Source organism: Pseudoflavonifractor sp. An85 (assembly GCF_002161235.1).
Classification (GTDB): Bacteria; Bacillota; Clostridia; order Oscillospirales; family Oscillospiraceae; genus Enterenecus.
Genome location: NZ_NFHE01000023.1, coordinates 25,523 through 40,636 on the forward strand (window position 1 = coordinate 25,523; position 15,114 = coordinate 40,636).

General features: G+C 56.2%; 16 protein-coding genes and 1 tRNA gene. 8 read left to right on the forward strand and 9 right to left on the reverse strand.

Annotation, left to right across the window (positions count from 1 at the left end; genetic code table 11):
* Positions 1 to 1,206 carry a site-specific integrase gene (locus B5G37_RS10630; protein WP_087257298.1) on the forward strand — a complete coding sequence of 402 codons (1,206 nt, stop codon included), beginning with the start codon at positions 1 to 3 and terminating at the stop codon, positions 1,204 to 1,206.
* Positions 1,164 to 2,579 carry a site-specific integrase gene (locus tag B5G37_RS10635; protein ID WP_087257300.1) on the forward strand — a complete coding sequence of 472 codons (1,416 nt, stop codon included), beginning with the start codon at positions 1,164 to 1,166 and terminating at the stop codon, positions 2,577 to 2,579. Before B5G37_RS10630 ends, B5G37_RS10635 begins: the two co-directional genes overlap by 43 nt.
* Positions 2,580 to 2,639: 60 nt before the next feature.
* Here the strand turns inward: B5G37_RS10635 and B5G37_RS10640 are convergent, their stop codons facing one another.
* The 3 genes from B5G37_RS10640 to B5G37_RS10650 form a co-directional block, all read right to left on the reverse strand.
* Positions 2,640 to 2,936 carry a DUF2442 domain-containing protein gene (locus tag B5G37_RS10640; RefSeq protein ID WP_087257302.1) on the reverse strand — a complete coding sequence of 99 codons (297 nt, stop codon included), beginning with the start codon at positions 2,934 to 2,936 and terminating at the stop codon, positions 2,640 to 2,642.
* 14 nt (positions 2,937 to 2,950) lie between these two features.
* Positions 2,951 to 3,211 carry a DUF4160 domain-containing protein gene (locus B5G37_RS10645; RefSeq protein WP_087257304.1) on the reverse strand — a complete coding sequence of 87 codons (261 nt, stop codon included), beginning with the start codon at positions 3,209 to 3,211 and terminating at the stop codon, positions 2,951 to 2,953.
* A gap of 224 nt (positions 3,212 to 3,435) precedes the next feature.
* Positions 3,436 to 3,512 (reverse strand) — tRNA-Val (locus tag B5G37_RS10650).
* Positions 3,513 to 3,613: 101 nt separating this feature from the next.
* Between B5G37_RS10650 and fabG the strand changes: the two genes are divergently transcribed.
* The 6 genes from fabG to B5G37_RS10680 all read left to right on the forward strand — a co-directional run bounded on the left by fabG (position 3,614) and on the right by B5G37_RS10680 (position 9,323).
* Positions 3,614 to 4,345 carry a 3-oxoacyl-ACP reductase FabG gene (fabG, locus tag B5G37_RS10655; protein ID WP_087257306.1) on the forward strand — a complete coding sequence of 244 codons (732 nt, stop codon included), beginning with the start codon at positions 3,614 to 3,616 and terminating at the stop codon, positions 4,343 to 4,345.
* 157 nt (positions 4,346 to 4,502) lie between these two features.
* On the forward strand, positions 4,503 to 5,657 hold the full coding sequence (locus tag B5G37_RS10660) for an ABC transporter substrate-binding protein (RefSeq protein ID WP_087257308.1): 1,155 nt from the start codon (positions 4,503 to 4,505) through the stop codon (positions 5,655 to 5,657).
* A 155-nt stretch (positions 5,658 to 5,812) separates the two neighbouring features.
* Positions 5,813 to 6,688: a branched-chain amino acid ABC transporter permease gene (locus tag B5G37_RS10665; protein WP_087257310.1), complete on the forward strand. Its 876-nt coding sequence runs from the start codon at positions 5,813 to 5,815 to the stop codon at positions 6,686 to 6,688.
* Positions 6,689 to 6,698: 10 nt separating this feature from the next.
* Entirely contained in the window at positions 6,699 to 7,772 is a 1,074-nt protein-coding gene (locus B5G37_RS10670; RefSeq protein WP_087257313.1) for a branched-chain amino acid ABC transporter permease, read from the forward strand.
* 22 nt (positions 7,773 to 7,794) lie between these two features.
* Positions 7,795 to 8,616, forward strand: a complete 822-nt coding sequence (locus B5G37_RS10675) for an ABC transporter ATP-binding protein (RefSeq protein WP_242962868.1) — start codon at positions 7,795 to 7,797, stop codon at positions 8,614 to 8,616.
* 5 nt (positions 8,617 to 8,621) lie between these two features.
* Entirely contained in the window at positions 8,622 to 9,323 is a 702-nt protein-coding gene (locus B5G37_RS10680) for an ABC transporter ATP-binding protein (protein ID WP_087257317.1), read from the forward strand.
* 288 nt (positions 9,324 to 9,611) lie between these two features.
* Here B5G37_RS10680 and B5G37_RS10685 read toward each other — a convergent pair whose 3' ends face one another.
* The 6 genes from B5G37_RS10685 to B5G37_RS15790 form a co-directional block, all read right to left on the reverse strand.
* Positions 9,612 to 10,997, reverse strand: coding sequence for a DUF4340 domain-containing protein (locus B5G37_RS10685; protein ID WP_087257318.1), 1,386 nt, complete (start codon positions 10,995 to 10,997; stop codon positions 9,612 to 9,614).
* Entirely contained in the window at positions 10,984 to 12,432 is a 1,449-nt protein-coding gene (locus B5G37_RS10690) for a GldG family protein (protein WP_087257320.1), read from the reverse strand. The genes B5G37_RS10685 and B5G37_RS10690 overlap by 14 nt, the downstream gene beginning before the upstream one ends.
* Complete coding sequence (locus tag B5G37_RS10695; RefSeq protein ID WP_087257322.1) at positions 12,432 to 13,295, reverse strand: ABC transporter permease subunit; 864 nt, start codon at positions 13,293 to 13,295, stop codon at positions 12,432 to 12,434. The genes B5G37_RS10690 and B5G37_RS10695 overlap by 1 nt, the downstream gene beginning before the upstream one ends.
* Positions 13,292 to 14,281 carry an ABC transporter ATP-binding protein gene (locus B5G37_RS10700; protein ID WP_087257324.1) on the reverse strand — a complete coding sequence of 330 codons (990 nt, stop codon included), beginning with the start codon at positions 14,279 to 14,281 and terminating at the stop codon, positions 13,292 to 13,294. Before B5G37_RS10700 ends, B5G37_RS10695 begins: the two co-directional genes overlap by 4 nt.
* Before the next feature lie 220 nt (positions 14,282 to 14,501).
* Entirely contained in the window at positions 14,502 to 14,921 is a 420-nt protein-coding gene (tnpA, locus tag B5G37_RS10705) for an IS200/IS605 family transposase (protein WP_242962869.1), read from the reverse strand.
* On the reverse strand, positions 14,845 to 15,114 hold a 270-nt coding region (locus B5G37_RS15790), incomplete at its 5' end, for a hypothetical protein (protein ID WP_242962870.1). The genes tnpA and B5G37_RS15790, both read right to left, overlap by 77 nt.

The window sequence follows — 15,114 nt, forward strand, 5'->3', positions numbered from 1 at the left end:
ATGGCAAAACGCAGAGCATCCGGGGACGGCATGGTGCGGAAACGGAATGGCCGCTGGGAGGGCCGTATGGTCATCGGCCATAAGGAAAACGGCGACCCCATCTTCCGTTACGTCTACGCCGATACCCAAAGAGAGTTAACAGCCAAACTGCGGCAGAACATCAGCGCCTATCAGGGCGTACATCTCACTGAGAAAAGTAACATGACCCTGTCCCAATGGTTGGACAAATGGCTGGACGAGTACATCTCAGCAAACATTCGCCCCAATACCTTAGATGGATACCGGAGGGACTTGAACAACCATGTCAAACCATACCTAGGGGACAAGCCCCTGCTGAAACTCACAGGCAAAGACTTGAACACCCTCTACCAGAAGCTGCTGGAGCACGGACGCATGGACAAGCGGGGCAATCAGGGGCCGGGGCTGAGTCCCACCACCGTCCGTGGGATTCACAACACCCTTCATCACGCCTTGAAAACCGCCGTAGATGAAGGTCTCCTCCCTGCCAACCCCGCCCATAAGGTAACACCCCCCAAGGTGGCTCATCGCACCAAAGGGATTCTGAACCACCACCAGCTGGATGCCTTCAAAGCGGTCATCCAAAAAGATTGGATATGGCGAGACTTCTTCTTCACGGAACTGACCACAGGTCTGCGGCGGGGTGAGTTGTGCGGCCTCCAATGGTCGGATTTCGACGAAGCATCCGGACACTTGAAGGTGCGCCGCACCATCCACCCCAGAAAAGGCGGCGGCGTGGAGGTAGGGGATACCAAGACCTATGCGGGAACCAGGACCATCCTGCTCCCCTCCAGCACAGCTCAGATGCTGCGGGAGCGAAAGGCGTCCGCCCTATCCCAGTGGATCTTTCCCGATCCTCTCCGCCCAGAGCAACCTGTCTCTCCCTCCAAAGCATATCGGCGATTGAAAGAGCTGCTCCAAGAGGCGGGCTTGCCAGACATTCGCTTCCACGACCTCCGCCACACCTTTGCCACCCATGCCCTGTCCAGCGGTGTGGATGCCAAGACCTTGTCCGGGATTCTGGGCCACACCAAGGCCAGCTTCACCCTGGACACCTACACCCATGTGACTGGGGAGATGCAGCGCAACGCCGCCGACATTGTGGGCGGCTTCCTGACAGAACTACTGGGAGAGGAGATGGAGCCATGGCAAAAAAGCGGAAACGTGGAGATGGCAGTCTCCACCTGAGAAAGGATGGCCGATGGGAAGGGCGATACGTCATCGGCTACGACGACAACGGACGCCCCAAAACCAAAAACGTGCTGGCTAAAACCAAGGCAGAATGCGCAGCCAAACTGAAAGCCCTGAAAGAGGAAGTCCAGGAGGCAGCCCCCAAGTCACCTAAGGTGGACATGACCTTTGGGGCATGGTTGGATTACTGGTATCAGCAGTACTGCAAACCGGGCATTAAGCCCAAGACCCAGACCGACTATGAAAACCGCATCTATCAGCACATCATCCCGGAGTTGGGGCATATCCCCCTCTCCCAACTGACCCAAGGGGATCTCCAGCAGTTCTATCAACGGCTGAAACAAAACGGACGGCTGGCCCAAAGGGATCTGTACGGCCCCGGCCTGTCTGACCGAATGGTGAAAAGCTGCCATGTCACCTGCCGCATGGCACTGGACAAGGCCCTGGCTGAGGGCCTGATCCAGAAAAATCCCGCCGCTGCCTGCAAAGTCCCCACCACCCGTCTCAGGGAGATGCAGGTGCTCACCGGAGAGGAGATCCAACACCTGCTGATTCAGGCCAAAGAGGACGGGTGCTATGAGCTCCTGCTGCTGGAGCTGTCCACCGGCCTGCGCCGCGGGGAAATCCTGGCCCTCCAATGGGATGACCTGGATGTGCAGACGGGTGTATTAAAGGTAGAGCGGCAGGTGCAGCGCATCCACAAGAAGCTGGTGGTCTCCCAGCCCAAGACCAAGGCCTCCAGCCGAAGCCTGGTTCTCCCCCGCCCCATCCTCCACGTCCTACTACGGTATCGGGAAGGCAGCAGCTCCCGCTGGATGTTCCCCTCCCCCAAAAAGAAGGACTCCCCCTTAGACCCGGCAGCGGTACGAAAGAAGCTGTCCAAGGTATTGGAACGGGCGGGATGCAAACACGTCCGCTTCCACGACCTCCGCCATACCTTCGCCACCAACGCCCTGGAACATGGCATGGACATCAAGACCTTATCCGCCATCATCGGCCATGTGTCCAGCGCCACGACACTGAACGTCTACGCCCATGTCAGCGATGAAATGCGCCAGAGAGCCGCTGACCGCATCGACCGAGGGATTGCCGGGGTGGAGCCACCCCCCAATCCAAAGCCCAGCAGACCAGCCACAGCCGTCCCCTTCCAGGCGGTGAAGGGCAAATACCGCAAGCCGGGAACCGGCTGTGTGACCCAGATCAACGACCACCTCTGGGAGGGACGCTACTCCCCCAAGGTCAACGGCAAGCGCATGGCCCGGAACATCTACGCCCCCACGGAGGCGGAGTGTGAGGAGAAGCTGGCAACACTGATCACAGAGATGAAACAGGAACTGGCCCTCCTCCGAGCTAAGAAACCAGCAAGCTGAGAAAAAGCCACCCTCCAGATAAAATACTCCTGGAGGGTGGCTCTTGTATCAATATTTAACTTAAATCGCTTCTCTGAGGGGATCCTCTACAATGGGACAGGCCTCATACAGCTGGCATGGGTCAAGATCAATACAGGTACAAGGATCTCGGTTTCCGTCCACATCCCACGCCACCGTATCGTTTAAGACGGTCAGCCGATCCCGGAAGAAGTCGGCATCCTGCAAGGGTGCAAACACGCCACCCTTTTGCACCAGTGGGGATGCGTCCAGAAGCCGCACGGTGCCATCGTGAAAATAGACGTAGACAGAGTAATTTTGTCCAGCCACAGCCTGGACAACCTTTGGGATCAACTCCATAGCGGCCTCCTTTCTCAGATCAGGGGGTTAATTCGATTCAGAGGCTTGGCATCCTTGGCCAATTCCCAGTTCTGCATCAGTTCGTCCCGATGCAGCTCACACCACGCCAGGACCAGCTTCAACTGCCGAGATGGAAGTGCGCCCCGAATCACACAAGCAGACTGAATGTCCACCAATGCTTTGTTCCCGGCGTATTCCGCATGAAAATGGGGAGGATTGTGGTCACTGTAAAACATGGTGACCCTGATTCCATAGAACAGACTGATTTCCGGCATCGTCAGCGCCTCCTCTCTTCATTCAGTATAGCAAACCAGAGGCATTTTTACAACCAAAATCGCCCCATCAATTTGAATTTCTCTCTGATCTGGAATCAAAGCGTTATTTTTCCTGTCTGTGGCTAAACTGTGGTCAAAATGAATATGTGGTCAGAGCCCGTCCCGTGAATGGCAGAAAAAAGTAAAGAAAAACCGCCGTTTTCTCTCGAAAACAGCGGTTTTTCTGGTGGACGATACAGGACTCGAACCTGTGACCCCCTGCACGTCAAGCAGGTGCTCATACCAGCTGAGCTAATCGTCCATTTCTCTCACGGACGAATGCTATTATACATAAACTCCCCCTTCTTGTCAACACCTTTTTTTCATGATATAATTTTTTTATCTTTTCTTCGAGGTGATGGTATGAAATACGCCCTGATCACCGGCGCTTCCGGCGGAATTGGCTCCGCCACAGCCCGGGCTTTTGCCCAGGCTGGATATGGCGTGGCCCTCCACGCCCACCGCAACCGTGAAAAACTACACACTCTCGCTCAGGAGCTCTCGCAGCTTGCCGTGCCGGTAGTGGAGGTATATGCAGATCTGTCCGATCCCAAACAGGCCAAGTCCATGGTTGACAATGTGTTAGAAAAATTTTGTCAACTTGACATTTTGGTTTGTTGCTCTGGCCTGTCCCATGTGGGGCTTGTCAGTGATATTGACCAAGAAAACTGGCGCAAACTCTTTGGGGTCAACGTGGATGGAATGCACTACTGCTGCCAAGCCGTGTTGCCCCATATGATCCACCGGAAAGAGGGCTGCATCCTCACCGTATCCTCCATGTGGGGACAGGTTGGGGCCTCCTGCGAGGTGGCCTATTCCGCCACAAAAGGTGCAGTAATCGCCTACACAAAAGCCTTGGCCCAAGAGGTCGGCCCCTCAAACATCCGGGTCAACTGCATTGCCCCCGGGGTGATTGCCACGGAAATGAATGCCCATTTATCCTCTGAGGATATGGCTGCTCTGGCCGATGAAACCCCCTTGGGCCGCATTGGAACCCCCGAAGAGTGCGCAGCCTGCGCACTGTTTTTGGCCTCCGACGGGGCCTCCTTTGTCACCGGCCAGATGCTGGCTCCCAACGGAGGATTGGTGGTATAAAGACAAATGTCCGTCACTATGCAACACAATGACCGTCCCACGTGGACGGTCATTGTTTATTTTTTAGGTTGACAACTTTGCGCCCCAGGTCTATAATTGTCAACAATCTTACCGGTGCTTGCAACGTGCTAAATCGGTAAAATGGGAGGTTGTTGAAATGAAAAAGAGAAATGTATGTGCAGTTGCCATGGCCGGCGCCATGTGCTTGAGCTTGCTGGCTGGCTGCGGCGGCGAGAGTGGAGATACCGCCGACAACGCATTTAAGATTGGTGTGATTGGCCCTCTCACTGGAGACAACGCCATCTACGGCAACGCCGTAAAGTATGGCGCTCAGATTGCTGTGGATGAGATCAACGCCCTGGGCGGTGACATCCAGCTGGCCCTGAAATCCGAGGACGACGTGGCCGCCGCTGATACATCCGTCAACGCTTATAACACCCTGAAGGACTGGGGCATGCAGGTTCTGGTTGGACCCACCACCTCTGGCTCCTCCATCGCAGTGGCTTCCGAGGCCAATGCCGACCGCATGTTTATGCTCACCCCCTCCGGCTCCTCTGCCGACATCACCGAGGGTAAGGATAACGTCTTCCAGGTCTGTTTCACGGACCCCAACCAGGGTACCGCTGCTGCTGACTACATCTCCGAGAACATGCCGGACAGCAAGATTGCCATCATCTATCAGAATGATATCGACTACTCTCAGGGCATCCGCAACACCTTCGCTGCAGAGGCCAAGGAAAAGGGCTTGGAGATCGTCTCCGAGGGCACCTTTACCGCAGACACCGCCACCGACTTCTCCGTGCAGCTCACCGCTGCTCAGGCTGCCGGGGCAGACCTGTTGTTCCTGCCCATCTACTATCAGGAGGCCTCCGTCATTCTCAACCAGGCCAAGACCATGGGCTTTGCTCCCACCGTCTTCGGTGTAGACGGCATGGACGGCATCCTCACCCTTCCCGGCTTTGACACCTCTCTGGCCGAGGGTGTCATGCTCCTGACTCCCTTCTCCGCCGACGCTGAGGACGAGAAGACCCAGAACTTTGTCTCTGAGTACAAAGAGCGCTACGGCGAGGTTCCCAACCAGTTCGCTGCTGACGCCTACGACGCTGTGTACATCGTCTACGAGGGTCTGAAGGCCGCTGGCTGCACCGCCGATATGTCCTACGAAGACATCTGTGAGGCTCTGGTTGGCCAGATTACCACCATGACCTTTGACGGTCTCACTGGCGCGGACATGACCTGGACCGCCACCGGCGAAGTGTCCAAGGCTCCCATGGCTGTGGTCATCGAAAACGGCACCTATGTGCTCCCCTAACCCCGCAATTTTCGGAAAACGCATCCAAGCCTGCCAGGAGAATTTCTCTCCTGGCAGGCACCCGCTTTTTCTGTGGGAGGGGCAAGAGGCGTTGCCTCTGCCACGGAACAAGCGAGAAAGAGAATTGAGAAAAGAGAAATGAGGTGCCATTGCTTATGACAGAATTCCTCAACTACCTCATCAGCGGCATCAGCTTGGGCAGCGTCTATGCCATCATCGCCCTGGGTTACACCATGGTGTACGGCATTGCCAAGATGCTGAACTTCGCCCACGGCGATGTCATCATGGTGGGAGGTTATGTGTCCTTTTGTGCTGTATTCTACTTAGATCTTCCCGGCTGGCTGGCCACCATTTTGGCCATCATCGTATGTACGGTGCTGGGCGTGGTCATTGAAGGTCTGGCCTACAAGCCCCTGCGTCAGGCCGGAACCCTGGCCGTCCTCATCACCGCCATCGGCGTGAGCTACTTTCTGCAAAACGCCGCCCAGCTCATTTGGGGCACCAGCACCAAATCCTATGCCTCGGTGATGCCCGGCAACCTGGCCCTCGGCGGCGTCACCATCCCCTATATCTCCATCCTCACCATCGCTGCCTGTCTCATCATCATGGTGGTGCTCACCCAGTTCATCAACCGCAGCAAGCTGGGCAAGGCCATGCGAGCCTGTTCTGAGGATAAGGGTGCTGCTCAGCTCATGGGCATCCACGTCAACCGCACCATCTCCATGACCTTTGCCATTGGCTCCGCTCTGGCGGCCATCGCCGGTGTGTTGCTGTGTTCCTCCTACACCACTTTGAACCCCACCACCGGCTCCATGCCCGGCATCAAAGCCTTCACCGCCGCTGTGTTTGGCGGTATCGGCTCCATCCCCGGGGCCTTCCTGGGCGGTATTTTGCTGGGCGTCATCGAATCCATGGCCAAGGCCTACCTGTCCTCCGCCCTGGCCAACTCCATCGTCTTTGCGGTGCTCATCATCGTGCTGCTGGTGCGGCCCGCCGGACTGCTGGGCAAATATGTGCCCGAGAAAGTGTGAGGTGGGAAGCATGAAGAATTTGTTGAAAAAGAAGACCACCCGCACCGACTTTCTCACCTATCTGGGTGTCATCGTCGCCTTTGTCATTATGTTTGCCTTACAACAGGCCGACATGCTGAAAAACTCCACCCAGGGTATGCTGGTGCCCGTGTGCTGCTTTGTGGTCATGGCCGTGTCCCTGAACCTCACCGTGGGCATCTTGGGTGAGCTGTCCCTGGGCCACGCCGGATTTATGAGCGTGGGTGCCTTCTCCGGTATCATCGCCGCCATGAGCCTGGAACAGAGCATCCCCTCCGATCTGGCCCGGCTCATCATCGCCATTGTGGTGGGCGCCATCTGCGCCGCTATCGCCGGGTTCATTGTAGGCGTGCCGGTGCTCCGCCTCCAGGGCGACTATCTGGCCATCGTCACCCTGGCCTTTGGTGAGATCATCAAGGAACTCATCAACTGTCTCATTGTGGGCTACGACGAAAATGGCCTGCACGTGATGTTCAATCTCTCAGGCAAGCTGAGCGTGGAAAACCTGAATATGACCGAAAACGGCGTGGCCATCATCAAAGGCGCTCAGGGCGCCGTGGGCGTGGACAAATTGGCCACCTTCCCCATGGGCTTTGTGCTGGTGATGCTGTGTCTGGTCATCGTGCTCAACCTGGTGCGCAGCCGCACCGGTCGTGCCATCCTCTCCATCCGGGACAACCGCATCGCCGCTGAGAGTGTGGGCATCAACGTCACCAAGTACCGCCTCATGGCCTTTGTCATCTCCGCCGCTATGGCCGGTTCTGCCGGCGCTCTCTTCGGACTGAACTACTCCACCCTCTCCTCCACCCGCTTCGACTTCAACACCTCCATTCTGGTGCTGGTGTACGTGGTACTGGGCGGTCTGGGCAACATTTGGGGTTCTATCATCGCCGCTGTGGTGCTGTATGTGCTGCCCGAGGCCCTGCGTGAATTCAACGACTACCGCATGCTGGTCTACGCCATCGTGCTCATTCTGGTGATGTTGGCCACCAACAACGACCAATTCAAGGCCATGCTGGGCCGCATCCTGCCCAAGAGAAGAAAGGGGGCCGCTGCAAATGGCTAAAAAAGTATTTGAAAAGGGAAAAATGGTCCCGGTGCCCAGCCACTCCATCATTCCCGAGCGTGACCTCCACAAATCCCCCATTCTGGAGTGCAGCCATTTAGGCATCGACTTTGGCGGTCTGGCCGCCGTGAAGGACTTCAACATCACCGTGGGCCGCACCGAGATAGCCGGCCTCATTGGCCCCAACGGCGCAGGCAAAACCACTGTGTTCAACCTGCTGACCAAGGTCTATCACCCCACCCGGGGCACCATCCTGGTGGATGGCATGGACACCTCAGGGAAAACCCCCGCCCAGGTCAACCGTATGGGCATTGCCCGTACCTTCCAGAACATTCGTCTGTTCAACAATCTGTCCGTGGAGGACAACGTGAAGATCGGCCTGCACAACCACACCCGATACAACGCCCTGTCCAGCATTTTCCGCCTGCCCAGCTACTGGAAACAGGAGAAAATCGCCCATGAGAGCGCCATGGAGCTGCTGTCCATCTTCGACATGCAGGATCTGGCCGACCACAAGGCCGGCTCCCTGCCCTACGGTGCACAGCGTAGGCTGGAGATCGTCCGTGCCCTGGCCACCAACCCCTCCCTGCTGTTGCTGGACGAACCGGCTGCGGGCATGAACCCCTCCGAGACGGTAGAACTGATGGAAAACATCGTGAAGATCCGGGACACCTTCCAAATCGCCATCATGCTCATCGAGCACGACATGAACCTGGTCATGGGCATCTGCGAAGGCATCTGTGTGCTCAACTTCGGCCAGATCATCGCCAAGGGCACTGCCGAGGAGATTCAGAACAACCCGGTGGTCATCGAGGCCTATCTGGGCAAGCAGAAGGAGGGCTAAGGACCATGCTGAAAGTCAACAACATCAACGTCTATTACGGCGCCATCCACGCCATCAAGGATATCTCCTTCGAGGTACATCCCGGCGAGGTGGTCACCCTCATTGGCGCCAATGGCGCAGGCAAAACCACCACCTTGCAGACCATTTCCGGACTGCTCCACTCCCGCACCGGCTCCATTGAATTCATGGGAGAGAACATCATGGGCCAGCCCGCCCACAAGCTGGTGGGGAAAGGTCTGGCTCAGGTGCCCGAAGGCCGTCGGGTGTTCCTCCAGATGAGCGTAGAGGAGAACTTGGAGATGGGTGCCTACACCCAGCCCAAGTCCGCCGTGGCCGCAGGCATGGAACGGGCCTACGAGCTCTTCCCCCGTCTGAGTGAACGCCGCCGTCAGGTGGCGGGCACCCTGTCCGGCGGCGAGCAGCAGATGCTGGCCATGGGCCGCGCCCTCATGTCCAACCCCAAGCTGCTGATGCTGGACGAGCCCTCCATGGGTCTGGCCCCCATCCTGGTGGAACAGATCTTTGACATTATTCGCAACTTGCACAAGGCAGGCACCACCATTTTGCTGGTGGAGCAAAATGCCCAGATGGCTCTGTCGGTGGCAGACCGGGGCTACGTGCTGGAGACAGGTAAGATCGTCTCCACCGGCACCGGCGCCCAGCTGCTCAACGACGAGTCGGTGAAAAAGGCATACTTAGGCGGCTAAACCTCCGAAATATGCAAGCATATTTCGGAAAAAGCTGCAGCCCGCTGCATGCACCCTTGGGTCAAAGGACGACCCAAGAACACACTGGTGGGCTGAGAAGTGTTTTTTTCGATGCACATGTCCTCGGAAAAACGGATTCAATTTATTTTCCCGCCTTCGGGCGGGAAAACTCTGCCGAGGGCTTTTCCTGCGTGTTAGATTTCTGGCATTTCTTGCGTAGATTTTGGCTTATAGAACAGCCTAAGCAACTCCCCACAGATCATACCTCTGTGGGGAGTTGCTCTTTTATTATCCTAGCACGATGCCGTTGATGGCCTCCACGAGGCTGACCACAGCGGAACGTTCCACCAGGCACATGGACGCTCCATCCACCTGGGCCAGGCAGTACGTGCCGTCCTGGCGGTATAAGGTGATCTTCACAGATGGGAAGTTGTCATCGGTGAGGTAGAGGGTGAGTTCCACTTCCTCCCCACCGGTGGGGTCCTGGTCGGTGAAGCTGCTGGCGGTCAGGCCGGTGAGGGCCGTTTCAAAGTCGGTGGCATCCACCTCGTTGCCGTCAAAGCTCCACACCGTGCTGTCCTCCGCCTGGTCGGCAGTGAGGGTGTAGCTCTCCCCGTCCAGAGTCACGTCCACCTGGTAGATCTGGGACACGTCGCCAGCGTACACCTCCTGGTGGCGCAGATCGTCGTAGGAGGCCGCCATCAGGTTGTCATAGTCCGTGCCGGTGATCTCGTAGATGATAGAGGAGTCTCCCACCCGGACATAGGCGGACACGTCCTCGCCCTCCTCTGCCTCCTGGGCCTGTTCCTTCTGCTCTTGGGTGCGGCCCACCGAGAGCTTCACGGTGCCGTCCACTGCATTGCCATCGTCGTCCTCCTCGGTATAGGCCACCGTCACCGTCAGGTCGGGGTTATCCAAGCCATAATTGGCCAGCTCCTCCTCCGTCACCTTGTAGTTGGCGTAGTTGGTCAGGCTCAAAAAACGCAGAGTATTGAGATACCCCTCGGTGCGGGTGGTACTCAAGGGCAGGTCTTGGTCCTGGACAAAATACACGTCGTCGACGCAGTAGGTATTCACGCTGTCCTCCAGATAATAGATGGAGTAGTCCTGCGCTCCACTAAACTGGATGGTGGTAACAGAGTCCAGATCAGGCATCTTGTCGTTGCGGATGAGGTCCGAGAGCACAGCGTCATACTCCTCCAGCGGGTCATGATCCACCAGGTACACGTTACCATCTCCAATGGAGACGTACCGTTTTTCATCCATGGTGCTGTAGCTGCCCAGGGTGATCTGGTAGCTGTCCTGATCGGTGGTCAGGTCAATGGTACACACCGGCTCGTCCAGGCCGTACTGGCCGTAGTCCTCCACGTTCTCAATGACAAAGGACACGCCAAACGAGGTAAAGGGCTCCAGCAGATCCTCCATTTTGGTCTCGTCCACTGGGAAAGCTTCGTCCTCGTCATACACCCAGTCCCCATCCCGGTGGAAGGAGAGGGTGTTGGAGTCGTAGGTCCAGGAGAGGGTCTGCACCGCGCTGGAGTCAATCTCCAAAATGATCTCATCGCTGTTGCTGATATCCTCTTTCACCTGCTGGAAGCGGGTCACCCCAAAGGTGATGGCGCACACCACCACCAGTACCCCCAGTAGCACACACAGTTTTTTATACCGTTTCATGCTGCACCTGCTTTCTTCTCACAACCACCACAATGCCCACACCCAGATACACCAGGGGGAATACACCGATCATCACGGTTTTCAGCAGCGAGGCCACCGAGTCACTGATGGTCAGGTAGTTGTAGTCCAGAGATTTGCTGCGAATGGAAATGGCCTCCCGCTCCCCGATGAGGTCGGACAGAGCGTTCATAGCCAAATCCAGGTTGGCCCCCGAGGAATAGGCGTTGCACGCATCGGTGAGGAAGTCCGAGGAGGAGAACCACACCATCTGTCCGTCGTTGCCGGTGTCAATGGTAAGACCCAGCACAAAGGGGCCGTCGGTGTCCCCTTCCTCCTTCTCGTAGGTGGTCAGGTCAAATCCAGCTGCCTTGCTGAAGGAGGTGTCCGAGGTGGTGAGCAAAGCGGTGACGGCAGAACTGGTGCTCTCATCGGTGGTCAAGCCCTGGGCAATGGAGAAAATGGGGTAATAACTCTCTTGGACCAGGGGGTCAGTGATGTCATTGGAGAACATCTCCGGCATGACCAGATAAGGGTATCCAATGGCGTAGTGCTCCCGGTCCTGTTCCACCACAATGCCCTCCACTGTTTTCACTCCGTACTCCTCCAAGAGGGTGTACAGGTTGGTCAGCGGATCATCTTCGGTGGGGCCTGCCATCACCAGCAGCTTGCCGCCGTTTTGGGTGTAGTCGGCCAGCATATCCCGCTCCTCCTCCGAGATATCACTGGTGGGCCCGTAGATGACCAGACAGTCGGCATCTTCGGGAATGGCATCCACCGTGAGTAGGGACAGGGTGTCGGTCTCCATATTCTCCTTCTCGATCTGCGCGGTGAACTTAGAGGGCAGTTCTGCCTCGCCGTGCCCCTCCAGGAAATACAGCTTGGGCAGCTCCTCGCTGACCACATAGTCAATGGCAGAGGTGATGGCACCCTCTCCGTCAAAGGAGTTGGTGTAGGAGTAAGTGTACATGTCCAAGTCGCTGATATAAATATCCTCATAGGCCACATAGCGGCTGCGCTCCCCGCACTCCACAATGAGGCTGTTGTTGGACACCGTCTCATCCGTGTACTGTTGAGTAAAGGTGGGGTACACATCGGGGTTTTTCTTCACCACTTGGATGTGATCGGACAGGCTCTCATACTTGGCCAGGAGGTTTTCGATGACATCGTCCTCCTCCCCCGACTGCACCACCCAATAGATGGTCACATCTTCTTCCAGGGCGCCCGCCACCACCTTGGTGTTGCTGGTGATGGAATAGAGCTGGGTGGCACTCATATCATACTTGGTCAAAGTGGTGGGCAGAGACGAAACCAGGATGTTGAGCACCAGGAGAATCGCCAGAACAATGGCGGTCAACACCAGGGAGTAGCCGCCTCCTTGTAAGGCCAGACCCGGGGTGTGGGGTTTTGACTCCCCTTTTTTCCAAAACTGCTTCATCAGTTGTACCTCCGTTTCTCCAGGGACTGCACCGACAGGAAGAGGAAGAACACCACCACAGACAGGTAGTAGAAGATTCCCGTCAGGTCAAACACCCCGTTGACAAACACATAGAATCGCTCAAAGAGGGACAGCTGGGTCATGATATTGGGAAGCAGTCCTTCCAACAGGGTGGCGTCCACCTGATAGACCACGAATGCCGCCACCATCAGCACGCCCATGATGACAAAGGCCAGATTTTCCTGCCCCGTCACAAAGCGAATGACCAGCCCCAGGGCAATGGCAATCACCCACAGGGCTACCAGGGTACCCAGGGCACTGGAGGAGATGTATTCCGCCAGCTGCACCGAGTAATAGTTGAACAAAATCACTGCAATGCCGATGCCAGCGGCAAAGCCCTGGTTGTCGGTGAGAGAGGAGATGAACACCCCCAGGGCAATGAGAGCCGCGCCCAGCACAAAGAATGCAAAAATGGAGCCGTAAGAGGTGGGCAGGTACACCTGGCCGTACCGAGAGAAAATAAGGGGGTAGAGGGAGACGATACACAAAGGCACCAGATACACCACCAGCAGGGCCAAATACTTGCCCAGCACCACGCTGGTGGTGGAGATGGGCAGAGAATAGAGCAGCTGGTCAGTTTTTTGCTTGCGCTCCTCGGCGATAACCCGCATGGTGAGAATGGGCACGATGACCACAAACACCAGGCAACCAAAGGAGAGCACATACTCGAAATTGCTCACGGCCATCTCCAGGTTGTACATCATGGCGCCAATCCCCACAAAGCACAGCAAGAAAGCCCCGAACACATAGGCCGTAAGGGTGTGGAAATAGCTTTTCAGTTCGTGTTGCAGTACGGCAATCATGCCTCCTCCACCTCCTCGTCCATCTCTTCCGCCTCATCCTCTTGAGCGGGGGCCGTTTCGGTGAGTTCCAGGAACACATCCTCCAGGGAGGCCTTCTTCAACGTCATCTCCAGCAGGGGCACATCGCTTTCGGCAAAAGCCCAGAACAGCTGCCGGGTCATCTCATAGGGCTTGGGATGGCTGGTGTGGAAGTGGGTCTGGGTGTAGCCGCCCTCCTTGGCCTGGAAGGTGATGTCGGACAGATGGTCCAAACGGTCCAGCACCTCCTGCACCTCATCCGGCCCTGCCTGAGTGGTGAGAGTAATCTGGTTTTGGGTCAGCAGATCCCGCTCCAGGTTCTCCGGACAGTCGAAGGCCACCAACTTGCCGTGGGCAATGATGAGGATGCGGTCACAGATGGCCTGCACCTCGGAGAGAATGTGGGAGCTGAAAATCACGGTATGGGTACGTCCCAGCTCCCGAATGAGATCCCGGATCTCGATGATTTGGATGGGGTCCAAGCCCACGGTGGGCTCATCCAGGATGATGACCTTGGGGTTGCCCAGCAGGGCCTGGGCAATGCCCACACGCTGGCGATAGCCCTTGGACAAGTCGCCAATGCGCCGGTGGGCCACGTGCTCAATCTTGGTCTGGGCCATCACATCCGTCACCTGATGCTTCAACTCCTCCCCTTTCAAGCCCTTGGCGCGGCCCACAAAGGTAAGGTACTCCACCGGCGATTCCCCCAGGTACAGGGGTGGCTGTTCGGGCAGATAGCCCATGAGTCGCTTGGCCTCTTTCGGCTCTTCAAAGATGTCATGTCCGTCAATGAGCACCCGCCCACTGGTGGCAGACAGGCACCCGGTCATGATGTTCATGGTGGTGGACTTTCCCGCCCCGTTGGGGCCCAAAAAGCCGTAGACGTGCCCCTCGTCGATTTCAAAGGACAGATCCCGCACCGCCATGACGTCACCATAACACTTGGTCAAGTGTTCCACTTGTATCATGGTAAACCTCCTCACGGTTAAGGGTGGGCGCACCCACCCCTTCATACCTGGGCATTATAGTTCACCAAGCTGAAAGGATGCTGAAGTCAGGACCCCCGGCTAAGCCGGGGGCTTGAGTAAGCCCTAGAAGGGCATAATACAGACAACGCCCCTCAAGGGGCCCCGAATGGGTCGGTCAACTGCATTGCTGACTCATGGCGGGCCCCTTAAGGGGCTTTATTTATGCCTTCGTATTCTTGCTACCCGTAAACGGGTCAATGAACTCCTTTAGACATATCTGATCTGCTATCTTGTCCTCCTCTAATTGATTCCGGATGTATTCCTGTATCTGCTTTTTATTCCGTCCTACCGTATCTACGTAGTAACCTCTCGCCCAAAAATGTCGATCTCCATACTTGTACTTCAAATTCGCATGCCTATCAAATATCATAAGACTGCTTTTCCCTTTGAGATATCCCATAATCTGTGCTACACTAAGTTTTGGCGGTATACTGATCAGCATATGGATGTGATCTGGGCAAGCCTCTGCCTCTATGATTGTTACCCCTTTTTGTTCACACAATCTACGCAATATTTGCCCTATATCCCTTTTGATTTGCCCATATATCGCCATCCGCCGATATTTCGGCGCAAACACCACATGATATTGGCATCGCCATGTTGTGTGTGCTTGTTTCTCTATATCTTTTTCTTTCATCGAAAAAACCTCCTGGTCTTTGTTGTTGCAGTTGGCCGACCGCAACCTCAATTTTACCAGAAGGTTTTTTCACTATATAATCTTTTTTACTCTCCCCAGCATAGCTGGGGGTTGTCGTTACGCTAAAGCTAACCAA